20 protein-coding genes are annotated in these 23713 nt (G+C 46.0%); 17 read left to right on the top strand and 3 right to left on the bottom strand.

All coding sequences use genetic code 11. The features are described 5' to 3' along the window. The first annotated feature begins 574 nt into the window (after window positions 1–574). From AC1DLM_RS15105 to AC1DLM_RS15080, 6 genes are all read left to right on the top strand, one after another. Entirely contained in the window at window positions 575–1591 is a 1017-nt protein-coding gene (locus AC1DLM_RS15105; RefSeq protein WP_477570412.1) for an NAD-dependent epimerase/dehydratase family protein, read from the top strand. 2 nt (window positions 1592–1593) lie between these two features. After that, window positions 1594–2664 (top strand): dihydrodipicolinate synthase family protein, encoded by a 1071-nt coding sequence (locus tag AC1DLM_RS15100; protein WP_477570411.1) that lies wholly within the window; start codon window positions 1594–1596, stop codon window positions 2662–2664. 74 nt (window positions 2665–2738) lie between these two features. Next, the gene (locus AC1DLM_RS15095; RefSeq protein WP_477570410.1) at window positions 2739–3536 is read left to right on the top strand and encodes a polysaccharide deacetylase family protein; all 798 of its coding nucleotides are present in this window, start codon (window positions 2739–2741) and stop codon (window positions 3534–3536) included. Between the two features lie 128 nt (window positions 3537–3664). Continuing rightward, window positions 3665–3835 (top strand): Spo0E family sporulation regulatory protein-aspartic acid phosphatase, encoded by a 171-nt coding sequence (locus AC1DLM_RS15090; RefSeq protein ID WP_441986956.1) that lies wholly within the window; start codon window positions 3665–3667, stop codon window positions 3833–3835. A 278-nt stretch (window positions 3836–4113) separates the two neighbouring features. Next, window positions 4114–4746, top strand: a complete 633-nt coding sequence (locus AC1DLM_RS15085) for an SGNH/GDSL hydrolase family protein (RefSeq protein ID WP_477570409.1) — start codon at window positions 4114–4116, stop codon at window positions 4744–4746. A 172-nt stretch (window positions 4747–4918) separates the two neighbouring features. Further along, window positions 4919–6739, top strand: a complete 1821-nt coding sequence (locus tag AC1DLM_RS15080) for a heparinase II/III domain-containing protein (RefSeq protein WP_477570408.1) — start codon at window positions 4919–4921, stop codon at window positions 6737–6739. Window positions 6740–6836: 97 nt separating this feature from the next. Here AC1DLM_RS15080 and AC1DLM_RS15075 read toward each other — a convergent pair whose 3' ends face one another. Continuing rightward, window positions 6837–7667, bottom strand: coding sequence for a helix-turn-helix domain-containing protein (locus AC1DLM_RS15075; protein ID WP_441986953.1), 831 nt, complete (start codon window positions 7665–7667; stop codon window positions 6837–6839). 82 nt (window positions 7668–7749) lie between these two features. Next, window positions 7750–8514, bottom strand: coding sequence for a phytanoyl-CoA dioxygenase family protein (locus tag AC1DLM_RS15070; RefSeq protein WP_441986952.1), 765 nt, complete (start codon window positions 8512–8514; stop codon window positions 7750–7752). 288 nt (window positions 8515–8802) lie between these two features. On the opposite strand from AC1DLM_RS15070, the gene AC1DLM_RS15065 reads away from it, so the two are divergent. The 6 genes from AC1DLM_RS15065 to AC1DLM_RS15040 all read left to right on the top strand — a co-directional run bounded on the left by AC1DLM_RS15065 (window position 8803) and on the right by AC1DLM_RS15040 (window position 14993). After that, a complete protein-coding gene (locus AC1DLM_RS15065) occupies window positions 8803–10449 on the top strand; it encodes a putative bifunctional diguanylate cyclase/phosphodiesterase (protein WP_477570407.1) in 1647 nt (548 codons plus the stop codon). Between the two features lie 105 nt (window positions 10450–10554). Next, on the top strand, window positions 10555–11523 hold the full coding sequence (locus AC1DLM_RS15060) for a quinone oxidoreductase family protein (RefSeq protein WP_477570406.1): 969 nt from the start codon (window positions 10555–10557) through the stop codon (window positions 11521–11523). 132 nt (window positions 11524–11655) lie between these two features. Next, the gene (locus tag AC1DLM_RS15055) at window positions 11656–12720 is read left to right on the top strand and encodes a Gfo/Idh/MocA family protein (RefSeq protein WP_216626054.1); all 1065 of its coding nucleotides are present in this window, start codon (window positions 11656–11658) and stop codon (window positions 12718–12720) included. A 32-nt stretch (window positions 12721–12752) separates the two neighbouring features. Beyond that, on the top strand, window positions 12753–13613 hold the full coding sequence (locus AC1DLM_RS15050; protein ID WP_441986949.1) for a sugar phosphate isomerase/epimerase family protein: 861 nt from the start codon (window positions 12753–12755) through the stop codon (window positions 13611–13613). A 72-nt stretch (window positions 13614–13685) separates the two neighbouring features. Next, complete coding sequence (locus AC1DLM_RS15045) at window positions 13686–14558, top strand: sugar phosphate isomerase/epimerase family protein (protein ID WP_441986948.1); 873 nt, start codon at window positions 13686–13688, stop codon at window positions 14556–14558. A 141-nt stretch (window positions 14559–14699) separates the two neighbouring features. Beyond that, on the top strand, window positions 14700–14993 hold the full coding sequence (locus AC1DLM_RS15040) for a hypothetical protein (RefSeq protein WP_441986947.1): 294 nt from the start codon (window positions 14700–14702) through the stop codon (window positions 14991–14993). A gap of 56 nt (window positions 14994–15049) precedes the next feature. Here the strand turns inward: AC1DLM_RS15040 and AC1DLM_RS15035 are convergent, their stop codons facing one another. After that, the gene (locus AC1DLM_RS15035; protein ID WP_441986946.1) at window positions 15050–15886 is read right to left on the bottom strand and encodes an AraC family transcriptional regulator; all 837 of its coding nucleotides are present in this window, start codon (window positions 15884–15886) and stop codon (window positions 15050–15052) included. Between the two features lie 131 nt (window positions 15887–16017). On the opposite strand from AC1DLM_RS15035, the gene lacZ reads away from it, so the two are divergent. From lacZ to AC1DLM_RS15010, 5 genes are all read left to right on the top strand, one after another. Further along, the gene (gene lacZ / locus AC1DLM_RS15030; RefSeq protein WP_441986945.1) at window positions 16018–19164 is read left to right on the top strand and encodes a beta-galactosidase, LacZ type; all 3147 of its coding nucleotides are present in this window, start codon (window positions 16018–16020) and stop codon (window positions 19162–19164) included. Between the two features lie 701 nt (window positions 19165–19865). Beyond that, window positions 19866–20747, top strand: coding sequence for an NAD(P)-dependent oxidoreductase (locus tag AC1DLM_RS15025; protein WP_441986944.1), 882 nt, complete (start codon window positions 19866–19868; stop codon window positions 20745–20747). A gap of 30 nt (window positions 20748–20777) precedes the next feature. After that, window positions 20778–21926: a glycerate kinase gene (locus AC1DLM_RS15020; RefSeq protein WP_441986943.1), complete on the top strand. Its 1149-nt coding sequence runs from the start codon at window positions 20778–20780 to the stop codon at window positions 21924–21926. 3 nt (window positions 21927–21929) lie between these two features. Beyond that, window positions 21930–22151, top strand: a complete 222-nt coding sequence (locus AC1DLM_RS15015) for a helix-hairpin-helix domain-containing protein (protein ID WP_441986942.1) — start codon at window positions 21930–21932, stop codon at window positions 22149–22151. A gap of 218 nt (window positions 22152–22369) precedes the next feature. Then, entirely contained in the window at window positions 22370–23665 is a 1296-nt protein-coding gene (locus AC1DLM_RS15010; protein WP_477570405.1) for an ABC transporter substrate-binding protein, read from the top strand. Window positions 23666–23713: the final 48 nt, after the last annotated feature.

The raw sequence follows: 23713 nt of genomic DNA, 5'->3' as shown, positions 1-23713 counted from the left end.
TTAGAACATGTAAGATTGTATTTGTTTAGAGGTCGTGGGGTAAGCGATTCTTACCCTTATCTATTAATGGCGCGATGATGTGTGGCTTGCGCACCAAGCGAATAGATGGATTTTCTCCATCTAAATTTCGGGATAGCCTGATAAAACGCAGAATAGCTGGAAAACATACAGTTAATTTTGTGGATTTTAGCCGATCGGAACAAATGAGGCAGTTTTAACTACATGTTTTACAGCTAAATCAAGTTTTCAAGGAAATTACGCATAATTAGCTGTATATTTTACAGTTAATGGTATCTTTACGTAGCTCTAGCTGCTCCAAGCCTACACATCCCGCTCGCCGCCCTCCCGCACATCCGCCCATCGCTCTCCCGCCCTCGCGCACATCCGCCTGTCGCTCTCCCGCCAGTCCCGCCCACCGACCTCCCACACATCCGCTAAATCGGATGTTATCTCGTTTAACGAAGAAGTTGCGTTTATTAAAAGACAATATAAAGATTTGTCTTTTATGTTTGAGAGTCCGTATACTACAGTCAGGAAGCTTAAATATAGATCATGATGTGAGGAGATTGCGAGAATGAGAACTTTAGAAGATTTGGATAAAGTCATGTCAGCACCATCACCTGCTTTAATACAGTTTATGCAGGAATTAGAGGGAGATATTATGCTGCTTGGTGTCGGTGGGAAAATGGGACCGAGTCTAGCTAGGCTAGCGATGAATGCCATCCGGGCAGCAGGTGTGGATAAAAAGGTGTATGGCGTTTCGAGATTCTCCGAAAGTGGTTTACAGGAAGAACTGCAATCCTTTGGGGTAGAAACAATTGCTTGCGACCTGTTAAATGATGAGGCGCTTCAGGCATTGCCAGATGTTCCTAATGTGATTTACATGGCTGGCACGAAGTTTGGGACTACGGGTAAGGAGCATTTCACTTGGGTGATGAATGCCTACCTGCCGGGACGCGTAGCTGAGAAATATAGCAAGTCCCGTATCGTTGTATTCTCAACAGGTAATGTATATCCGTTCACACCGGTTACGTATGGCGGGGCTCATGAAGCCATTAGTCCCGCTCCAATTGGGGAATACGGACAGTCCTGTCTTGGCCGCGAGCGAATGTTCGAGCACTATAGTCACAAGAATGGAACGCCAGTTTTGATCTATCGTTTGAATTATGCCATTGATTTGCGCTATGGCGTGCTATTGGAAATTGCGAAGTCCTTGAAGGAAGGACGTGCCATCGATCTTTCCATGGGGCATTTCAATTGTATTTGGCAAGGTGATGCGAATGAAATTGCGATCCGCTCCTTGTTGGCGACACAGAGTCCAGCTAATTTCTTGAATGTGACGGGGCCAGAGACCGTATCCGTGAAATATGCGGCACAGCAGCTGGGGCAAAGACTGGGTATTGAGCCTATCTTCAAGGGGCAAGAGTCAGAAACGGCATTGCTTAGCAACGCGGCGAAGAGTATGCAGCTATTTGGATACCCGCGCGTATCACTTCTCCAGATGCTGGATTGGGTTGCGGAGTGGACCCTGCATGGGGGCAGTATGATTAATAAACCTACTCATTTTCAAGAGCGAGAGGGGAAATTCTAACTATGACGCAACGTAGGGAATTAAGTAATGAGCAACGCATAGCGTTGCATGAGGGGCTCGTCATTCCAGCACATCCACTTGCCTTAACCGCAGATCGTCAGCTGGATGAGCAAAGTCAACGCGCATTGACTCGTTACTATATGGCTGCAGGTTCTGGTGGTATTGCTGTTGGTGTGCATTCCACACAATTTGAAATCCGCGATCCGAAATATAATTTGTACGAGAAAGTACTTCGTATGGCTGCTGAAGAGGTGAACCGCGCAGGACTTACCAGGCCATTTATTAAAGTTGCCGGTATCTGTGGCCCTACCGAACAAGCGGAGCAAGAGACAGATATCGCAATCTCACTGGGCTATGATGCTGCGTTATTATCAATGGGAGGCTTGACTGGCTGGACAGAAGCACAAATCTTGGAACGTACAGCTCGTATTGCCGAGAAAATGCCTGTCATCGGCTTCTATCTTCAGCCATCTGTTGGAGGCAAGGTATACAGCTTCGACTTCTGGAAGCAATTCGCGAACATTCCAGGCATTGTCGCGATCAAAATGGCTCCTTTCAATCGCTATCAAACGATTGATGTGGTGCGTGCTGTCTGCTACTCGGAGTGCCGCGATGAGATTGCCCTCTATACAGGGAATGATGATAACATCATTACTGATCTTCTAACTGTTTATAAATTCCAATTCGAGGGTAAGAACATAGAGAAAAGAATTGTTGGTGGTTTACTTGGTCATTGGGCAGTATGGACGCAAAAAGCGGTGGAGTTGTTAGACGAAATCAAGGGAATAAGAATGAACCCCACACTGGCATCGGAATGGCTTACCCGTAATATCGAAGTAACCGAAACGAACGCAGCATTCTTCGATCCTGCCAATGGTTTTGCTGGATGTATTCCGGGTATTCATGAAGTGCTCCGTCGACAAGGGCTGTTGAAAGGAACTTGGTGTTTGAATCCGCATGAAGAATTGTCCCCAGGACAATCGGAAGAAATCGACCGCATGTACAAAGACTATCCACATCTGAATGATGATGCTTTTGTGAAAGCAAATCTATCAAATTGGTTAGCCGAATAAGGAAATGATAGCCCGCCAGAGAAGTTTCTGATACATTGAAAGAATGTAATAGACTTATTTTGGGAGGATTTCCAATGCGCATTCGATTTGACCGATTTCCACAAGGTGTTACCAAAGCTTTAACGCTAAGTTATGATGATGGGAGGGAACATGATCGCAGGCTCGTGCGTATATTGAATGAGTATGGGATCAAGGGAACTTTTCATTTGAACAGTAGTTTCTTGGGAAAAGAAAGCTATATTGAGGCATCTGAGGTGGCATCCTTGTTCGAGGGTCATGAGGTATCTGCTCATACCATGGATCATCCTTTTTTAGAGCAGTCACCAATGGATCAAATTGTTCGTGAAATTTCGCAGGATCGCGAAGCTTTGGAATCTTTAGTTGGCTATCCCGTGCGTGGCATGAGCTACCCTTTTGGAAGCTACTCAGATCGTGTCATCCAGGCGCTGCCAACACTAGGTATTGAGTATGCGCGGACGGTTGCTAGCCACGGCAGCTTTGAAATGCCGAAAGATTTCTTGCAGTGGCATCCATCATGTCACCATAAGAACATGCTCGCGCTTGCTGATACGTTCGTACAGTTAGAACAAAGACATTCACGCATGGCATTATTCTATGTATGGGGACACAGTTATGAGTTTGAAAACGACAACAACTGGGAGATCCTTGAGCAATTTGGCGAGAAAGTAAAAGGACGATCCGACATTTGGTTTGCAACCAATGCTGAAATTGTGGCCTATATGAAAGCGCTTGACAACCTGCGATTCTCTGTTAATTGTCAAATCATCCATAATCCTTCGGCTATCACGGTGTGGCTCAGTGTTGAAGGCGAATCGTTGGAAATTCCAGCAGGTCAAGTGATCAAAATTTAACAATTTTCTGTAAAATTTCGTAAATTCGTGTATTTTGCTAATAGTTTCTTAACAATATTCAATTATGATAAAGGTAACAAAACGTGTGAGTTATCCACAATAGGAATTTCGAAATCGGAGGGATCAATATGGGATATCGTTATGAGTTGGAAGAGAAGATTGAGACATTACGCAATGAACTGAATCTTGCTAGTCAAACATACGGCCTATTGTCTGAAACGGTATTGAAACTTTCTATCGAGTTGGATGAACTGTTGAATACCTATTATCAATTGCTTTTTCTCCGAACGATCGCATAACTAGCTTGACCGAGTTCACACTTACGGGTGTGCATCTCGGTTTTTTTTGTTTTTGAGCGAATGCTTCAGGTTCGTTAAGACATTTATAATAAATGAGGTTAAGTTCACACACGTTTGTCCAAATTTGTCATTATTTTAAACGCATATACGTAAAATGCATCACATCTTTCGTTGATATTAGTTGTACACTCGCTTCCAAGGACATGGTATAATTTGTGAGGAAATTATTAGTAAGTAAGAAGAAGCAAAAGTGGTAAATCAAAGGAGGATTCGTTCGAATGGCAGTATGGTTGGAGCAAGGAGATATCGTACTATTTCAAGGGGATAGTATTACAGATGCCGGACGTGTTCGTGAGAATGGCAATGATTTAGGCAAAGGCTACGCACTTATGACAGCTGCTCAATTTTCAGCGAAATATCCAGAGAAACAAGTTAAATTCTTAAACCGCGGAATATCTGGCAATCGTGTGCCTGATCTTCAGGGGCGGTGGCAAGAAGATTGTTTGGACTTGAAACCTAATCTCGTTTCGATTTATATTGGCATCAATGATACGTGGCGCAGATTTGATAGCAATAATGGGACCTCGACCGAAAAGTTCAAAGAGGGATATCGTCAACTGTTGGATCAAACAGCCAGCACAGGAGCGAAATTGCTTCTTATCGAGCCTTTTGTACTACCCGTGCCGGAAGATCGCAAGCTATGGAGAGAAGATTTGGATCCGAAGATTACCGCTGTGCGTGAATTAGCAAGAGAATTCGGCGCGCGTTTATTATGTTTGGATGGGTTATTTGCACAAGCGTCAACACAAGCTGACAGCGCTTTCTGGGCACCGGATGGGGTACATCCATCCCCTGCTGGGCATGCATTAATTGCCAATGCATGGCTAAAGGCAGTCGGGGCAGCAGAGTAATACATATGGTTTGGAGAAGGAAGCTTCCGCTTGTTGCGTGAGGCTTTTTTTCATAATAGAGAAGAGCTCAATTTTTGACGTATAGAGGTAAAGATAATAACTAGTTTGTTGAAATCGGTAGCGGTTATATTTAAAGGTAAACGAAATCGTATGTGCATAGGGAGGTAGAACGATGAATAGTCGATATCTATTAGATGCTTTGCTAGAAGCTGAAAGCGATCAAGGCAGTTTGTTTCACGAAGCTTTGCAAGTGGCCACAACACCAATAAGGCATACGGAGAGTCCTTTACTTACTTCTGTCTATAAGGAGATTTCACCGCTGACCAAGGAGTTCGGGAGCAAGCCAATCGCAGCATTACCCTTTAGAGAGTGGGATTTGTTTCGATCCAAAGGAACACGAATTGAATTCGAAGCGCTCTATTTCGATCGTCGTCGACGGTTAGCGGCTTTGGTGGTAGCGGCGCTGAAGGATGGCGTTGAACCTTATCTGCCCGCTTTGGAAGATACAATTTGGGCTATTTGTGATGAATATACGTGGTGTCTGCCTGCTCATCTGATGAATCATGATGCTGCTGTAGAAGGAGAAGAATATAAGCATATTGATTTATTTGCTTCAGAAACGGCCCATGCGCTAAGTGAGACTTGCCATATGTTCCAAGCTAAGTTAAATGGTCTCGTGGTAAGAAGGGTGCAACGTGAAATTATGGAGCGGGTTCTTGAGCCTTATGTGTCACTCAAGAGAGCTTATTGGTGGGAAACGTGCGATATCAATTGGTCGGCTGTTTGTGCGGGAAATATCGGTATGACGGCCATTTACCTCATTCAGGATTCGAAAACACTGATGCCTGTCATTGCACGAGTGATCGCATCGATGGATTGCTTTCTTGAGGGGTTTTCGGAAGAAGGCGCCTGCTTGGAAGGCTTGGGTTACTGGTATTATGGTTTCGGCTATTACGTGTATTTCAGTGAACTTCTGAAGCAGCGTACAGGTGGTAAAGTGGACATTCTTCAATGGAGTGCCAAGGCTCGCAGAGTGGCTCAATTCCCACAAAGCTGTTTCCTGCAAGGCAACCATATTGCCAATTTCTCTGACTGCTCACGGAACAATGGCATTCAAATTGGTATCTTCAGCCGTTTGTGCGAACAATTTGACGAGATTCGGATTCCAACATTGGACAACCAGCCAGCAACGATTGATCATTGTGGTCGCTTCGCTAGCGCCGTACGCAACGTGGTGTGGTTGAATGAAGATCTGCTTCGAGAACGTGAAGAAATGCCGCTGCAAACGGATTTCTTGCCAGAAGCACAATGGATGGTGAGCAGGGCGAAGGTAGGCAGCAAGCTGGTTAGCTTTGCAGCTAAAGGCGGACATAACGATGAGCCCCATAATCACAATGACATCGGACACTTCATATGGATCGTGGATGGGGTCAGATGGTTTGAAGATTTGGGAGCGGGCCTATATACCAAACAATATTTTGGTGAGGAGCGGTACGCGATCCTTTGTAACAGTTCGGCGGGTCATAGTGTGCCAATCATCAACGGCAGACACCAGGAAGCGGGCATCCAGCATCGTGCACAGGTACTAGCTGCGGAATGTACGGATGCAAGTGACAAGTTCAAGCTTGAACTCAGTCATGCCTACGCAGTGCCAACACTTGAGAACTTTGAGCGAAGCTTCGAGTTTGATAAACGGCAAGGCAAGCTGACGATCTTGGATTCATTTGACTTCCGTGAGTCAGGCGCTTCAGTAACAGAACGTTTCGTTACACAGCACAAACCAGTTATCGTGCAGGAAGGTGAGATTCGATTGGAGCTTGGTTTAGGTCAACAACAACTAATGCGCTTTGATGCGAAACAGTTGAAGGCTTCGATTCAATCCGTTGAACACCAGAATCACGAGGGCGGGACAGAGCTTGTCTACTTAATTGATCTATCTGCGGCTGAGGTGGGAGATCAGGTGAGTATACGGGTTACGTTGGAGCTGGAGTAGATAAAGTTCATTCTAGTTGGAAAACCTACAGCTATTTATCGGGTATCAGTTGCATATGCAGAAAACAGCCCGAATTAGCTGTAGGTTTTAGTCCATCCTAATCGTTCAACCACAGACTAAATTGCTGCCGATACTGCAGCGGGGTTAAGCTGGTTTTGATTTTGAACATGCGAGAGAAATAGTTTGAATTCTCGATGCCAAGTTCATAAGAAATTTGAGAAATGGGCTTCACGCTAGTCGCGAGAAGCTTTTTGGCTTGTTCAATTTTGATGCTGTGCACGAAATGGAGCGGAGCCTGTCCAGTTTGTTTGATGAACAATTTGCGCAAATGAGAATCACTCAGCTGAACAAGCTCAGCTAACTCCTTTATTTCAGGCAACTGTTGCGGATGCGCGTGAAGAAAATGGATGATGGTATGGATACGCTTGTCCAAGTGTGAGTAACTGGAGTTGGACACCGCTATATTTTCTGTGCGCAGAAGCTCATACAAAATTCGAAGCAAGGATGACTGCTGTAGAAGATGAGCATAAGCTGTCACCTCATTCTCAGGAATAAGCATTTCGTGGACAATCCGCTCAATCTTGTTGGCCTTGTCTTCAAAAATATTTGGAAGATTCAGAAGCTGCACCCAGCTTCGGTTGCTAACTAAGGAGATTTCGGCATCGAAGTTAATGCTTGTTAGCAATAATTCATCCGAAATGGCATGAAAACTAATTGAGCTATGGGCTGGCAAAATGATGATTTGGCCTTCATTGCACCGCATGGAAGCTTGATCAATCGCAAGTTGGAAGCTTCCCTTATGCACAAACCACATCACACAGTGCCGTAATTTGCGCTCCTTGGCCTGCCAACGATAATCAAGTTGATACTGAGTAATATGTAGAAATCGAATCTCCAACGCCTCAATCATCATCTGAAAAGAATTCAATGCTTTTCCCTCCGCACCCCGGATCTCGTCTGCTCTTATTATTCTATCATGCCTGGATGCAGAGGTGGCAACGATTTCCTATCTAATCCTGAGGTACGATACCCTTAATATCTTCGTTTCGGTTCAAACGATCCTCACCGTTTACAAGGAAGGTACGGATACGCGAGGTATCGCCGCCCCACTCATCGATTTTGAACTTGACCTCAGGCGTCGTATAGCGAACCGAGAAGGCTACTCGCGGTATATTCGATTTGTTATTTTCAGAACCATGGAAGGTAGCTTCATTGAAAAAGGCAATCTGACCTGGAGACATCTCAAGGTCTATCGCTAACGATTCATCAATCGACTCCGCTGGCAATCCTTGCTCGAACGCACTTTGATCAGTTCCAGTTGAAACATGCTCGACGATCGACTTGTGTGTGCCAGGAATCACGCGAAGACAACCATTTTCACGAATCGACCATCCTAAGCTCACCCAGGCGGTTGCATTGATCGCAGGCTCCATCGGCCAATAATTGATGTCCTGATGCCAAGGGATGAATGTATCATTATTAGGTTCTTTGTACCAAAAATGCATGGCCCACAACACTAAGTCATCTCCAAGAATCTGTTTCATCGCGTTAACGATACTTGGATGTGTAGCTAGCGTATAGGCCCAATGATGCCGCTGTTGCCAGGCTGACAGATTCATTTTGGTAGGACCGGGTTCATATTTATTCTGTTCGATGACCTCAAAGAAACGATTATAGTACATATCGGATTCTTCAAGCGTTAGTCCCTGCATAGGCCCGCTATAGCCTTCATTAACATATTGACTAAGTGAGAATGGATTCCCTTTTGTTATCATGCGTGTAACCTCCCGTATTTGCTAGCTTATAAATACTTGCATAAGACAATTGTAAGCCTCGCAGCACGTTCGAATAAGGAGGTAAAACGATTATGATTAGCACAAAACGATTGTTTTGGTGGTAACTTTCTATGTCGCTTTGGTGTTAACTATTCATAACGTTTTGTAACTAGAATGGTGAATGTAGAACTACTTAGGAAGGATACGAAAGAATTATGTCGAATAGATAGTACAATAGGCCCATCACGGTCGAAAAGCTTAGGTTATTCGGATAAAGGAGTCCTACGGATGACAATTCCTGCAACGACAACATTGGATTTGAATTTACTGCAAATGATGCTGGATGATATTGAAGACTCTATTTACATTATGAAAGTGACGGGTGCGGAGATTACGTATTATTACGTTAACAATGCCGCGACGAAATTTAGTGGAATCACGATGGATCAGATGGGAACTACTTTTTTTGAATCGAATTCGAGCCAAATGGCAGATTATTTATATGAAAAATATGCCAGAGTAATCGATGAACGGCGGACGATTCGATACGAGGATGGCGTCAAATTACCTAATGGTACTTTAAGTGGCGAGAGCATTTTAACGCCTATATTGGATGCGCATGGAAATGCTAGCTTTATTTTTTCAGTGACTCGAGATATTACAGTGCGCAAACAGCATGAGAACATTCTGTACAATTATGCTTACCAAGATGATCTCTCTAATCTGTTCAATCGCAGATATTTACTCGAGCATATATTGGAGCCGCCGACGATTTATTTAATGGATTTGGATAATTTCAAAAATATTAATGATACCTTCGGCCATCAGGCTGGAGACTCAGTACTTGTTGAAGTCGCATGTCGGCTGATTGAGGTATTCGGTGATAGCCGTTATTCACTTATTCGCTTAGGTGGTGATGAATTCGTAGTCGTGGATTCCGTACCCTACACTCGAATTGAAGAGACGGCAGAGCAGTTGAGCGGGCTTTTCCATGAACCCTTCCGCGTCGATGAACATGCAGTGAAAGTGACAGTGAGTATTGGGATTGCTGAGCGAAAACAGGATGAAACGATTCAAGATCTGCTAAAGCAAGCTGATATTGCTTTGTACACAGCGAAAGGAACAGGTCGCAAACGCTATCATTTGTACGAAGCCTCTTCTAGATACGATCATGTCGAAAATTTCATCCATGAGTTAGCCCTTTCGCAAGCGATGGATAAGAACGAACTGTATTTGCATTATCAGCTTATTTATAATCCAGCCTCAGAAATGGCGATTGGTGCGGAAGCGCTCCTCAGATGGCATAGCGAGAATGGCGGGCACAAACAGCCAGGAGATTTTATTCCGATTGCGGAGAAAACAGGACTTATCGTACCGATCGGCTATTGGGTTATTCGTCAAGCCTGCAAGGATTGGCATCAGCTGAAGGATATTTATGGTCCTTTGTTCAAAATATCTGTCAATATCTCACGCATCCAACTCAATGAATTGAATTTTGTTGCTCAAGTCTTGCAAATTTTGCAAGAAGAGGGTGTAAACCCAACCGCCATGGAACTTGAAATTACAGAAAGTACGACTTTGCACTCGTTGCAAGAAGTACAACTCATTCTGGGTAAGCTGCGGAATGCAGGCTTTACCGTCGCATTGGATGATTTTGGAACAGGATATTCATCGCTAAGTATGCTGACGCAGCTGCCGATTGACAAGCTGAAGATCGACCGTATTTTCATCGCAGATGGCAATGTACCATTGATCGCAGCTATTCTTGCCATGGCGAAAGCATTGAATCTACTAGTTGTTGCAGAAGGCATTGAAACGAGTGATCATTTCCATATGCTTGCTGACATGCAGTGCTGGGGTATTCAGGGCTATTACATCAATAAACCCATGCCTTATATGGAATTGCCTTCTCACCATGCTTTTATAGCTCATTAATTTCGAGTGTCTCCATTCGCTGTAGAGCGGTTGGAGGCACTTTTTTTGGTTCTGCTATCAGTTATGTTAAAATAACAACGGTTAATTAAGCGTGGGAGGTCACTTATGAAAGCATTAATTTTCGAACAATTCGGAGGTCCCGAAGTTCTCCAATATAAAGAGATTCCTGACCCGATCGTAGATAGCGAACAACTTCTGGTTAGGACGAAAGCGATAGGTCTTAATTTCGCGGACGTCTATCGTCGCAAAGGGAATTATCATTTGGCTGGGAATCCGCCATATATTCTTGGGTATGAAGGTTCAGGGATCGTTGAAAGCGTGCCTGAGCACATCCAGCATATTCAAATTGGGGACCGGATTGCGTTTGCCGATGTGCCCTTTGCTAATGCGGAGCTAGTTGCCGTTCCTATTGATCGGGCGATTCCGTTACCCGCGGATATCTCGTTTGAACATGCGGCGGGCCTGCTTTTGCAAGGCATGACTGCACATTATTTGGCGAACGACAGTTATCCCGTCCAGGCTGGAGATGAAGTTCTGATCCATGCCGCAGCAGGCGGTGTGGGTCAACTTTTGATCCAATTGTGCAAAAAGAAAGGGGCAAAGGTGATCGGACTCACCTCATCCGAAGCCAAAAAGCAAGTCGCGCTAGGCGCTGGAGCAGACGAAGTCATTCTATATACCACGGATTGGGTCCAGGAAGTGTTACAGTCGTCCCATGACAAAGAAGGTGTCCGAGTAGCGTATGATTCGGTAGGCTCCACCTTAATGGGCAGCTTTGCCGCAGTCCGAATCAAGGGAACCGTCGTTTTCTATGGTATGGCAGGTGGAGACCCAGCACCTGTGGATCCAAGAATGCTAATGGATACCTCCAAAACGTTAACCGGCGGCGACCTCTGGAATCACGTGACCAGCTTGGATAATCGGATTAAGCGGGCTCATGATTTGTTTGGAGCACTGCGTGAGGGGAGCCTGAAGATGGATACGCTGACGTCGTTCTCCCTCAAGGATGGCGCCGAGGCGCATCGATTACTTGAGAGTAGACAGAGTATAGGCAAAATTTTGCTAATACCGTAAGCGAACAGTGATGAATCTTCGGGGTCATTTTGAACATATAGTCCATGGAGCTGCTTATCTTAGGTATTCTCGCTATGTCCAAAGCATGTTAACTTTAAGTAGTAGTTATTTAAAGGGAGGCTGGAATGTGCAATGAGCATAAACAAGTTGAGAATTGGTGTTATCGGTGCAGGTTCAATTTCAGATTTGCACTTTGCTTCTTATACGAAATCCGAGGATGCTGTCATTGTCGCTGTCTGTGACCTTAATCGTGAACGAGCTGCCGCGAAAGCGGAGAAATATGACATTGCTAACATTTATACCGATTATAACGAGCTTTTGGCGAACCCGGAGATTGACGCAGTGAGTATTTGTACTTGGAACAATACGCATGCCGAGATCAGTATTGCTGCTCTTCATGCTGGCAAGCATGTTTTGGTAGAGAAGCCATTATGTAAAACAGTAGAAGAAGCGCAACGTATTCAAGATGCGGTTCGTGAAACAGGGAAGATTCTTCAAGTTGGATTTGTGCGAAGATATGATACGAATGCTCAGCTTGTGAAGCATTTTATAGATAATGGTCAACTAGGTGAGATTTATTATGCCAAAGCTTCTTGCCTTCGTCGATTAGGTAATCCAGGCGGTTGGTTCTCGGACGTTGAGCGCTCTGGCGGCGGGCCGCTGATCGATATTGGTGTACATGTGATTGATGTATGTTGGTACTTGATGGGCAAGCCGAAACCAGTTGCGGTAAGTGGGCATACGTATAACAAGCTGGGCAATCGGAAGAATGTGAAGAACCTATCTTTCTATCAAGCAGCGGATTATGATGCGGAACGCAACACGGTTGAGGATTTGGCGAATGTATTGATTCGTTTTGAAAATGGGGCTTCCCTCATGGTGGATGTAAGTTTCACTTTGCATGCTAAGAAGGATGAAATCGCTGTCAAATTGTATGGCGACAAAGGCGGCGTTGAGCTTGAGCCTGAAATCGTGTTCGTAACGGAGATTTTGGATACGATTACGAATGTAACGCCTCAAATCAATAACAAATCGATCGATATCAACAGTGCTTTTCAAAATGAAATCAATCATTTCGTATCTTGCTGCCAAACTGGTGAAACACCGATTAGTCCGGTTGAAGATGGTCTAGAAATAATGAAAATCCTATGCGGCATTTATGAATCTGCAGCGAAGGGTCAAGAAATCAGATTATAGTCCGAACGAATCGGAGCATAGGAGGAGCGCATATGAAGTTAGGTGTTAGCACATATAGCCTGTATCAGGCATTAAAGTCTGGCGAAATGTCCATCATGGACGTCATCGATTGGATTGCGGATCAGGGAGGTGAACATGTCGAGATTGTCCCATTGGGGTATGATTTACCGGGTAACTTTGCGCTTGCGGATGCGATTCGTGAGAGGGCTCAGGCTCGAGGTATTGATATTTCCAATTATGCCATCGGCGCTAATTTCCTTACTGAGACGGAGGAAGAGTATCAGCAGGAAATCGAGCGTGTGAAGGGCGAGGTTGATCTTGCTGCCAGATTAGGTGTTACCAAAATGCGGCACGATGTTGCTCGAAGTGAGGATCTCTCCATTCGTAATTTCAACGCCAATTTGGATCGCTTAGCAGAAGCATGTCGTCAAATTGCTGATTATGCGAACCAATTTGGGATTGTTACGAGCGTAGAGAATCACGGTTTCTTCGTACAGCATAGTGAACGTGTTCAAGCCCTGATTCATGCTGTTGATCGTGCGAATTTCCGGACAACTTTGGATGTTGGTAATTTTGTATGTGTGGACGAGGATTCTGTTGCCGCTGTGACGAATAATCTTCCTTATGCTTCTATTGTCCATGTGAAGGATTTCTACATTCGTCCTTCCAATCAGAATCCGGGAGAAGGCTGGTTCAAGTCAACGTATGGCACTTATTTGCGCGGAGCGATTGTGGCGCAAGGTGATTTGAATATTCCTGAAATTCTACGTGTGGTCAAAAGCTCAGGCTACGATGGATACATATCCCTGGAATTTGAGGGGATGGAAGAGTGTAAGCGAGGCACATTGATCGGATTACAAAATATCCGAAGAATTTGGGACGAAATTAACTAACGCTAAGCTCGCGATAGCTTATGCTTACGATGCCAGTTTTTCTAGCGAAAAACTTTAAGGAGTGTTTAAGATATGATCAGCAATCCAATCGGTATTATGGTAGATAGTTTGCGACTTGGCCTACGGGACGGATTAAAGAAGTCGAAAGAATTAGGGGCAGATGGCGTCCAAATATATGCGGTTTCTGGCGAGATGGATCCTACGAACTTAACGCCGGGAGCACGTAAGGAATTACGCGACTACATCGCGTCATTGGATCTTCAAATCTCAGCCCTTTGCGGCGATCTAGGTGGACATGGCTTCCAAGATCAGACCGTAAATGCCGCGAAAATTGAGAAATCCAAGCGCATTCTTGATCTTGCTGTTGAACTAGGGTCGAACGTGGTAACGACGCATATCGGTGTTGTACCCGAGGATCGGAACGATCCTATTTATCAAACGATGCTGCAAGCATGTGAAGAGCTGGGTGTGTATGCGAGCAGCTTAGGTGCCTATTTCGCAGTAGAAACAGGGCCAGAACCTTCGGCACATTTGAAAAGCTTCCTAGACAACCTATCTACCAAAGGTGTTTCGGTTAACTTTGATCCAGCGAATATGGTGATGGTAACAGGTGATGATCCGGTTCAAGGTGTCTACACGTTGAAGGATTATATCGTTCATACGCATGTGAAGGACGGTATTCGACTTCGTCAAGCTGATCCGCGTGAAGTATACGGTTCACTAGGTTATAAGCCGATGTCACACGAGAACATCGCTGAGGCGGCGACATCTGGAGATACTTACCGCGAGTTGGCCTTAGGCGAAGGTCATGTAGATTTCGGACGTTACTTCCAAGCGTTGCAAGAAATTGGCTACAAGGGCTACCTGACAATCGAGCGTGAAGTTGGCGCTCAGCCAGAGAAAGATATTGCAAGCGCGATAGCTTTTATTCAAAAATATAAATAGGTATGGAAACCTCGCCAGTGGCGAGGTTTTTTGCATCTAGTAACTTCTAATGACGCTAGGATTACCAACAAATATTTACAAATTGGGCTTCTTAATCTTCCAAAGAAAGAGTAAAATAAAGGACAAGAGGAGGATTGATTTATGATGAGTACATTGAAGAGTTTCACGGATTCGGAACAGCAGATTTCGTTGGAGTTACGAGATGATCATTTAACAGTGCTTCGTTTCTATGGTGAAACATCCATCTATCCGTTCAAAAATATTTCACTTGCCTCTGACCCCATTCCCGAGTACCCCCTTAATCGAGTTGCTCTAACGGTTATTGATTTCCATACGGGTGTAACCGATTTCAAATTTTCGTCGAATTTACGAGACTTTGAGAGTTTCGTCCAAAAGCTGCTCGAAACGCATAGTGAATTCGTTCCAAATCACTAATTTATAGATGTTTTGAAAAACCGCCGCGGCGGTTTTTTTGCGTGGAAGATTCACGTTCACTTCAAATACGGCTGCCTGAATACATCCGGCGTTTGCCCAACGGCTTTACGGAAGGTCGAAATGAAATGCGATGCATCGAGAAAGCCCGTGGCTTCTGCGATTTGTTTGACTGTTAGATCAGGCTGTGCGATCAGCATTTCTTTGGACTTCTGCAGGCGCATCTGGAGCAGGTATTGATATGGAGAGAGTCCGAATGCGCGGCGAAATAACGTATTCACATGCTGCGCAGAGACACCGAGCTGAGTCGCCATCCAGCTAAGTCCGACGTGCGCAGCGCCGAAGCTATGCTCCAACTCGAGCAGCAGCGGCAGAAGCCGTTCATGACTTTGCGAGAAGGAGGCGCTCTTGTTGATAATGCCGTGCTTCTTCAGCAGCGTCAGGAATTGATAGATTTCTACGGAGCCGTTAGTGCCGGTGAAGTCGTGGCTATCGCGGTATTTATGATAGTAATACTCATGAATACTAGCAAGCGGTGTGTCGGCCCCCCAGCTAATTGGGGTAGAAAGCGGGATTTCCAAAGCATGCACAATAGAGGCAGCTAATGCACCATCGAAGGTTAAATACCAAGTCGACCAAGGGGTGTCTGGGACTTGATAGGCATGAGGGACGCCGCCAGCGAGCAGCATGCCTTGCCGTTCACTCAGTTTGACGGGGCCGCTGTCTAGAATAATTTCGCCACTGCCGGAAATCGTTTGCAGCCAATGAAAACAAGGGTAGCCTTCTTCACGTACATAAAATTGCTGCTCGCGCTCATATCCGATCGTTTCGAGAATGAGAGGGAGTTTGCGGTCGGTTTCAGTAATAACAAAAAACTTTCTATAATCAATCGCCAAGGAACAACCATCTCTTTCATTTTTTAATATATCACGCGTTGTTTCTTATATTTTAAAAGAAATAATTGTCTTGTACAATAAGGGGGTAAGCTAAATTGTTATCCAATAACGTAAAGTGAGGAATTTCACCCATGGCGAATAAATTTGTATACACAGCTCCTGAAAACGGTTACCCCGAATGGAATAACAATCCGCAAATATATCAATTGAATCGCTTGGAAGCACATGCGACCCTCATGCCTTATCATACGGAAGCAGAAGCGCTGGCTGGCGTACGGGAAGCATCGCAATTTTATCAAAACTTAAATGGCACATGGAAATTCCATTTTGCCGAAAATGCAGAAGGACGTCCACATGATTTCTATAAAAAAGACTTTGACACCAGCAATTGGGCGGATATGCCTGTGCCGTCACATTGGCAACTGCAAGGTTTTGATTTCCCGCAGTATACGAATATTATTTATCCATGGGTCGGCCATGAGGATCTTAAGCCTCCATTTGCCCCGGTAAAGTATAACCCTGTTGGCTCTTATGTGCGTAGTTTTTCGATCCCCGAGGGTTGGAACAGTCAGCCTGTGTATGTGAGTTTTCAAGGTGTGGAGTCGGCCTTCTATGTATGGGTGAACGGTGATTTGGTTGGTTTTAGCCAAGATTCGTTTACACCAGCGGATTTTGATATCACGCCTTATTTGGTTGAGGGTGAGAACAAGCTAGCTGTTGAAGTATATCGTTGGAGCGATGCAAGCTGGTTAGAAGATCAGGATTTCTGGCGTTTGAGCGGGATTTTCCGTGATGTGTATTTGTACTCGACACCAACAGCACATATTGCTGATTTCAAAGTAAATACGAATCTGGATGCGGCTTGCGAGGATGCTGAGCTGCACATTCAAGCGACGATCACTAACTATGACGGGAAGAGTCAAGGTGTCCATCATGTGGAAGCGATGCTATACGATGGTGAGCAGCAAGCCCTATGGGGAGAGCCGCTTCGAGTAGGCATTCAAACGAGTGACATGGCGAGCCAAGCGGTGGAATTCTCCGCGCCTATGGATCGACCTGCCAAATGGAGTGCTGAGAATCCATATCTGTACACGCTCGTTCTTCGTTTATGGAATGAAGAAGGAACGCTTCTAGAGACAGAAAGCTGTAAAGTTGGTTTCCGCAAGTTTGAAATTGAAGATGGTTTGATGAAAATCAACGGCGAAGTCATTGTCTTCAAAGGTGTGAATCGCCATGAATTTGACCGTGATCGCGGGCGTTCCGTCGATGCGGAAAGTATGCTTGCCGATATTTTGCTCATGAAACAATATAATATCAACGCTGTACGGACTTCGCATTACCCGAACAATCCGATATGGTATGAGCTTTGTGATCAATACGGTTTGTATGTCATTGATGAAACGAATCTTGAAACGCATGGTTCCTGGACGTATGGGCAGGAGGAATTGGGTGAATCGGTGCCAGGAAGCCGACTTGAATGGACAGGTGCTGTACTGGATCGAGCGAACTCGATGCTGCAAAGAGACAAGAATCATCCTTCCATCGTGATCTGGTCACTTGGCAATGAGTCCTCAGGCGGGGACAATTTCTTAAAAATGCATGATTTCTTGCGTGAATCCGATCCTTCCCGTGTGGTTCATTACGAAGGTGTTTTCCACTGGCGTCCATCAGATCGTGCGTCAGATATCGAAAGTCATATGTATTCCAAAATTGAAAAGATTGAAGAATACGCCAAAAATAAGCCGAAAAAGCCGTTTATCCTTTGTGAATATAGTCACGCGATGGGGAACTCTTGCGGTAACCTATTTAAATATTGGGAGCTGTTTGATCAATACCCAGTCTTACAAGGTGGATTCATTTGGGATTGGATCGATCAATCCATTCGTACAACGACGCCTGATGGCGTTACTTATCAAGCGTATGGCGGCGATTTTGGCGACGCGCCTAATGATGGCAACTTCTGTGGCAATGGCTTGATCTTCGCTGATCGTTCGGTGTCACCGAAGCTGCACGAAGTGAAGAAGTGCTACCAGAATGTGAAGTTCGAAGCGGTTGTTGCGGCTAAGGGGCAAATCAAGGTAACCAATCAATTCTTGTTCACAAACTTGAATGAATTTGATTGGACTTGGACGATTGCACGCAATGGGGTTGTCGAAAGCCAACCGTTCACTGGATCTTACTCGGTTGCACCAGGTGAAACGACTGTGGTTGAGCTAAAGCTTGACGGTGTTGAGCGTCTTTTCCCGAACGATGAATTCGTGTTAACACTGAGTTTGGTACTGCGAGACGATACGTTATGGGCAGCTAAGGGACATGAAATCGCATGGGAGCAGTTTATTCTTTCTGCAGTGAATGCAGCATCCCAAGCACGCAACTGGGAAGTGGAAAAAGAATCCGCGGCTGCGCTATCTACGGAGACTGCTGTTCAAGTCGTGTTCACTGCAGAGCGTATCAGCTTGCAAGGGGAGCGTTTTGCACTCCAAGTTGACGCAGGTACTGGCGATATTACTTCCTATCAGTTTGACGGGGGCGAGTTATTCCAAAGTGGGCCAGTACCTAACTTCTGGCGTGCCTATACGGATAACGATCGCGGGAACCAGCACCACATTCGTTGCGCACCATGGCAGGAAGCGGGCAGCGGACGTAAACTCCTTTCACTGGACGCGAAAGTATTGGATGCTGGACGTGCTGAGGTTCGTGTACGTTATGAATTGGCGACAAAACCTGCTTCCGAAGTTCAGCTGGTTTACACCGTGTCTGCAAGTGGGGAAGTTGAAGTTGGGATGCAATTAACGCCGGGTGACAAACTGCCAGAAATTCCTGAAGTAGGCGTCATGTTCGAACTAGATGCTGCTTTCGAGAACTTAACCTGGTACGGCCGCGGGCCGTACGAAAATCACTGGGATCGTAATGTCGGTGCAAAGCTTGCACTTCATAACGGAACTGTCGAAGAGCAATTCGTTCCATACTTGCGTCCACAAGAGTGCGGCAATAAGACCGATGTTCGCTGGGCGACCCTAACGAATGCGGCTGGACGCGGACTCCGAATTGCGGGCTTGCCAACCGTTGAGCTTAATGCGTTGCCGTACTCGCCATCCGAGTTGGAAGCGCACGATCACCCTTATAAACTACCTGCGAGTGATAAAGTTGTGGTTCGTGTGAATTACAAGCAGATGGGCGTTGGTGGAGACGATAGCTGGGGAGCAAGAACGCATCCCGAGTTTACGTTATTCGCGAACCGAACGTATGCGTATGCGTTCACTTTCCAAGGTATTTAGTCGTTGAGAAAAGCCGTTCCATGGGTGGTTTCACCTGTGGAACGGCTTTTTGTTTTGGTGAAAGCGAGGCAGTTCCCTTGTTTATGGGGGCGAGGAGCTGTTGTTCATTCTTGAATGGCTTCGATAGCGCACAAAAATTGTGCGCTAGGACGTCTGCGCTGAAGTCCGTCGCAATCTAGCGCACAAATATTGTGTGCAAAGGCGGTAGCACTGCCTCCGTTGCCCGCTAGCGCACAAATATTGTGCGCAAGGTCTACTACTCCGTCGCCGATCGCACGCTAGCGCACAAAAATTGTGCGCAAGGTAGTTAGCGCCGTCGTCCGTCTCACGCCAGCGCACAAAAATTGTGCGCTAGGACGTCTGCGCTGAAGTCCGTCGCAAGCTAGCGCACAAAAATAGTGCGCAAGGTCGTCAGCGCCGAAGCCCGTCGCACGCCAGCGCACAAAAATTGTGCGCAAGGTCGTCAGCGCCGAAGCCCGTCGCACGCCAGCGCACAAATATCGTGCGCAAGGTCGTCAGTGCCGAAGCCCGTCGCACGCCAGCGCACAAAAATTGTGCGCAAGGTCTGCTACTCCGCCGTCCACCGAACGTTAACGCACAAATATTGTTGCCGTATCACGTTTGACCAGAAAGGAAGAGGGTGATAAGTTTAAATGGAGATATAATCGACTACTAGATACCTGGGAAAGGTGGACATACAGATGACATCAGATACAGCAAAACCAATCATAGGACTCATTGGCACAGGCGTGATGGGTAAAAGCATGGCAGGACATTTTATTCACGCGGGATATGAAGTTCATGTGTACACACGTACAAAAGCAAAGGCACAGGAGTTATTGGAAATGGGGGCAAATTGGCAGGACACGCCTGGCGCATTAGCACAGAAGTGTCAGGTGATTATGACGATGGTTGGATTTCCAAAGGATGTCGAAGACATCTATTTTGGGCACGATGGCATCCTTACCCAGGCAGAGCCAGGTAGCTTCCTAATCGATTTGACGACGTCGAGCCCCTCACTTGCCAAACGGATTTATGATGAAGCGCTGACGCGACAACTATTCGCCTTGGATGCACCTGTTTCTGGTGGAGATATTGGGGCAAGAGAAGCACGCTTGTCCATTATGGTTGGCGGTGCTCGCGACGTGTACGAGCAGATGCTGCCTATTTTCCAAAAAATCGGCACGAATATCGTCCATCAAGGTGAAGCGGGAGCAGGGCAACACACGAAGATGTGCAATCAAATTGCGATTGCAAGCAACATGATGGGTGTTGTTGAAGCGCTTGTTTATGCGAAGAAAGCGGGGCTTAATCCGACAACGGTGCTGCAAAGCATTGAAACAGGTGCCGCGGGCAGCTGGTCTTTAAGTAATTTGGGGCCGCGAATGATTGCTGATAATTTTGCGCCAGGTTTCTATGTGAAACATTTTATTAAGGATATGAAGATTGCTTTGCAATCGGCCGAAGAAATGAAAGTAGAGCTACCAGGTTTAACTCTTGCCAAATCACTTTATGAACAATTAGCCGCAATGGGTGAAGAGGAAAGTGGCACCCAAGCGTTGTATAAATTAATAGATAAATAAGCGTGAGCTGTTCGACCTGGAGGTTGACTAATGAAAATCGTGATTGCACCTGACTCTTTTAAAGGCAGTCTTAGCTCAGAAGAAGTGGCCAAGGCGATAAGTGAGGGGATTCTGCGGGCTATGCCAGACGCAGAAACCGTCCTCATCCCGATGGCAGATGGAGGGGAAGGGACCGTAGATAGCCTTGTGCAGGCCACACAGGGTAGTAAGATCACTGTTCCCGTGCGAGGTCCGCTGCAAGATGAGGTAATGGCTTCATATGGCGTCCTAGGAGACGGCATTACGTGTGTGATTGAAATGGCGTCAGCTTCCGGTCTTGTGCTAATTCCAGAGGAAAACCGAAACCCGATGCTGGCGACAACCTACGGCACGGGTCAATTAATTCGCCATGCACTCGATCATGGTTACCGTTCCTTCATTCTTGCGCTCGGCGGCAGTGCAACGAATGATGGTGGAAGCGGCATGCTTCAAGCCTTAGGCTTACTTCTCCTAGACGCGGAAGGGCGTGAGATTGGAGCAGGGGGACAAGCCCTTTCTCACCTTACACAAATTGATGCCTCAAAGTGGGATGAGCGCGCTATCCGTGAATCGCGGTTTACCATTGCTTCAGATGTCACGAATCCATTTATTGGTCCGCAAGGGGCATCGCATGTCTTTGGACCGCAGAAAGGTGCGACACCCGAGATGGTTGAAGCCCTTGATGCAGCACTCACCAACTTTGCCAATTTGATGCTAGCGCATACGGGGATTGCGGTGCATCATCTCCCTGGAGCTGGCGCCGCGGGTGGGCTTGGCGGTGCGTTTCAAGCGTTCTTCCCTGCAAGCACGCAGCGAGGTATCGACGTGGTCATCGAGATGACCAAGTTAAATGAGCATATGCAGGATGCCCATCTTGTCATCACCGGCGAAGGGCAGACGGACGCTCAGACCGCCTCCGGCAAGGCGCCGATGGGGATAGCGCAGGCGGCTTCAAAGCTTGGTGTACCTGTTATTGTTTTATCTGGATCCATCGGGTATGGGATTGAGAAGCTATATGAATATGGTATGACGAGTATTCACAGTATTGTGAGCGGTCCGATGACACTTCAGGAGGCGATGATTCGCACACCTGAGCTTTTAGCGCAGAAGGCAGAGCAAGTCATGCGTACTTTTTTGGCTGGACGAAAGAAGGAGGTATAGACCATGTCAACGAATAAGCAAGTGGAAGACCAGTTGGTACTCCCCAAAGGTGTAGCGGCTCCAGCGAGGCGAGCGTTAGCAGGAGCAGGTATTACGAAGCTCCACGACTTCACCCAAATCACCGAGACGGAGCTTATGAAGCTGCATGGCATGGGCCCCAAAGCGAGAGATTTGATTCGAGAAGAACTAGCTGCGAAGGGCTTATCCTTTAAACCAGGCTCCTAGTGAATGAAAATGGTATACCGACAAGCTCCTAGTCATAAATAAGGATATTATGATGTGCAAAGGAGTAAGCTCATGCTAGTATCAACCCAATTGTATGTAGCGACAACCGGCAATGATGATCACGATGGAAGTAAAGAAGCGCCATTCTAACGTTTTATTATCCAAGTAATCCGCCAGGTAAAGATCAGGCTCTCGTGAATGAGGAAGTCAATAAATATGTGAAGAGTAAAATCAATGCCACAGTAGACCTTAAGCCACTTTCTTTTGATGAATACGATCCGAAATTGAACACCATTATGGCCTCCGGTGAAGCCTTCGATGTGGCTTGGGGCTCGAAATATTGGCTGCTCAGCTATCAGCCGAACATTGATAAGGGTGCGCTCTTGGAGCTGACCGATGCGATGATTAGCAAAAATGCGGCCGCAGCCCGGAAGAACATTCCCGACAAATTCTGGCCGGATATGAAAGCGACGGATGGCAAAGTGTACGGCTTCCCGGTTTATCAAATCGCAGCCAAGACGAAAAGTCTCGTCATTCAAAAGCAATTCGTGGATAAATATAAATTGGATGTTAATTCAATTAAGACGTATAAAGACCTCGAGCCTTTCCTGAAAACGGTTAAGGACAATGAAAAGGATGTTATTCCTTTCGGGATGGCTCAGAATTCATGGGGCCTCTATACAGACCCGAATCTGGTCGCCGCAGATGGTCTTGCGGTTGCTTACAAGAAGGATGATAAAACGTACACGTCCATCACGAAAATTCAGCAGTTGCAAAATAAGAAGGACTTCTTCACGACGATGCATAAATGGTCTTTAGCTGGCTATATCAACGAGGATGCACCGCTGCTCAAAAACATTACAGATCTCAAGAAGAAGGGGAAAGTGGCGGTAAGCCTTGAGTTTACGACGAAGCCAGGCGGCGAAGTGGATGAAATGGCGAATAATGGCGGCAACTCTGTTGTGTATGTGCCGATTTCGGATTCCTACTTTACGGGGGTTGCGAGCGCTATGCAGGTGATTAGCAAAACCTCCAAAAACCCAGAACGCGCCCTCATGTTCATAAACCTTCTTAACACAGATAAAGTGTTATATAATCTGATTTCGAATGGGTTAGAAGGCAAGCACTATACGAAAAAGGATGACAAATATATTGAACCGATCAAGGATTCCGGTTATGCGCCGAATGTGGATTGGGTGTTCGGGAACCAATTTAACGCGTTCTTGAAAGGTGCACAGACACCAGATGTATGGGACAAAACGATTAAATTGAACGAAAGCGCCATGGTTCCGGCTTCCTATGGCTTCGATGTCAATAGAGACACCATCAAATCTGAGGTTGCCAATGTGACTGCCGTGGATAACGAGTTCCAAGTTGCGCTTGAAACCGGTGCAGTAGATCCTGCCGATCAACTGCAGAAATACATCGACAAGCTGAAAGCGGCTGGTCAAGACAAGATTGATGCGGAAACAACGAAGCAATGGCAAGCTTTCTTGAAAGCGAAAGGCTTGTAAATAGTGTAGTTTAAGAAGCCGTCCCTTGTGGTCATTTGACCTCATGGG

Source organism: Paenibacillus sp. 01T442 (assembly GCF_056398345.1).
Note: the sequence above shows the minus strand (reverse complement) of the source record. Positions and strands in the feature narration are given on the sequence as shown.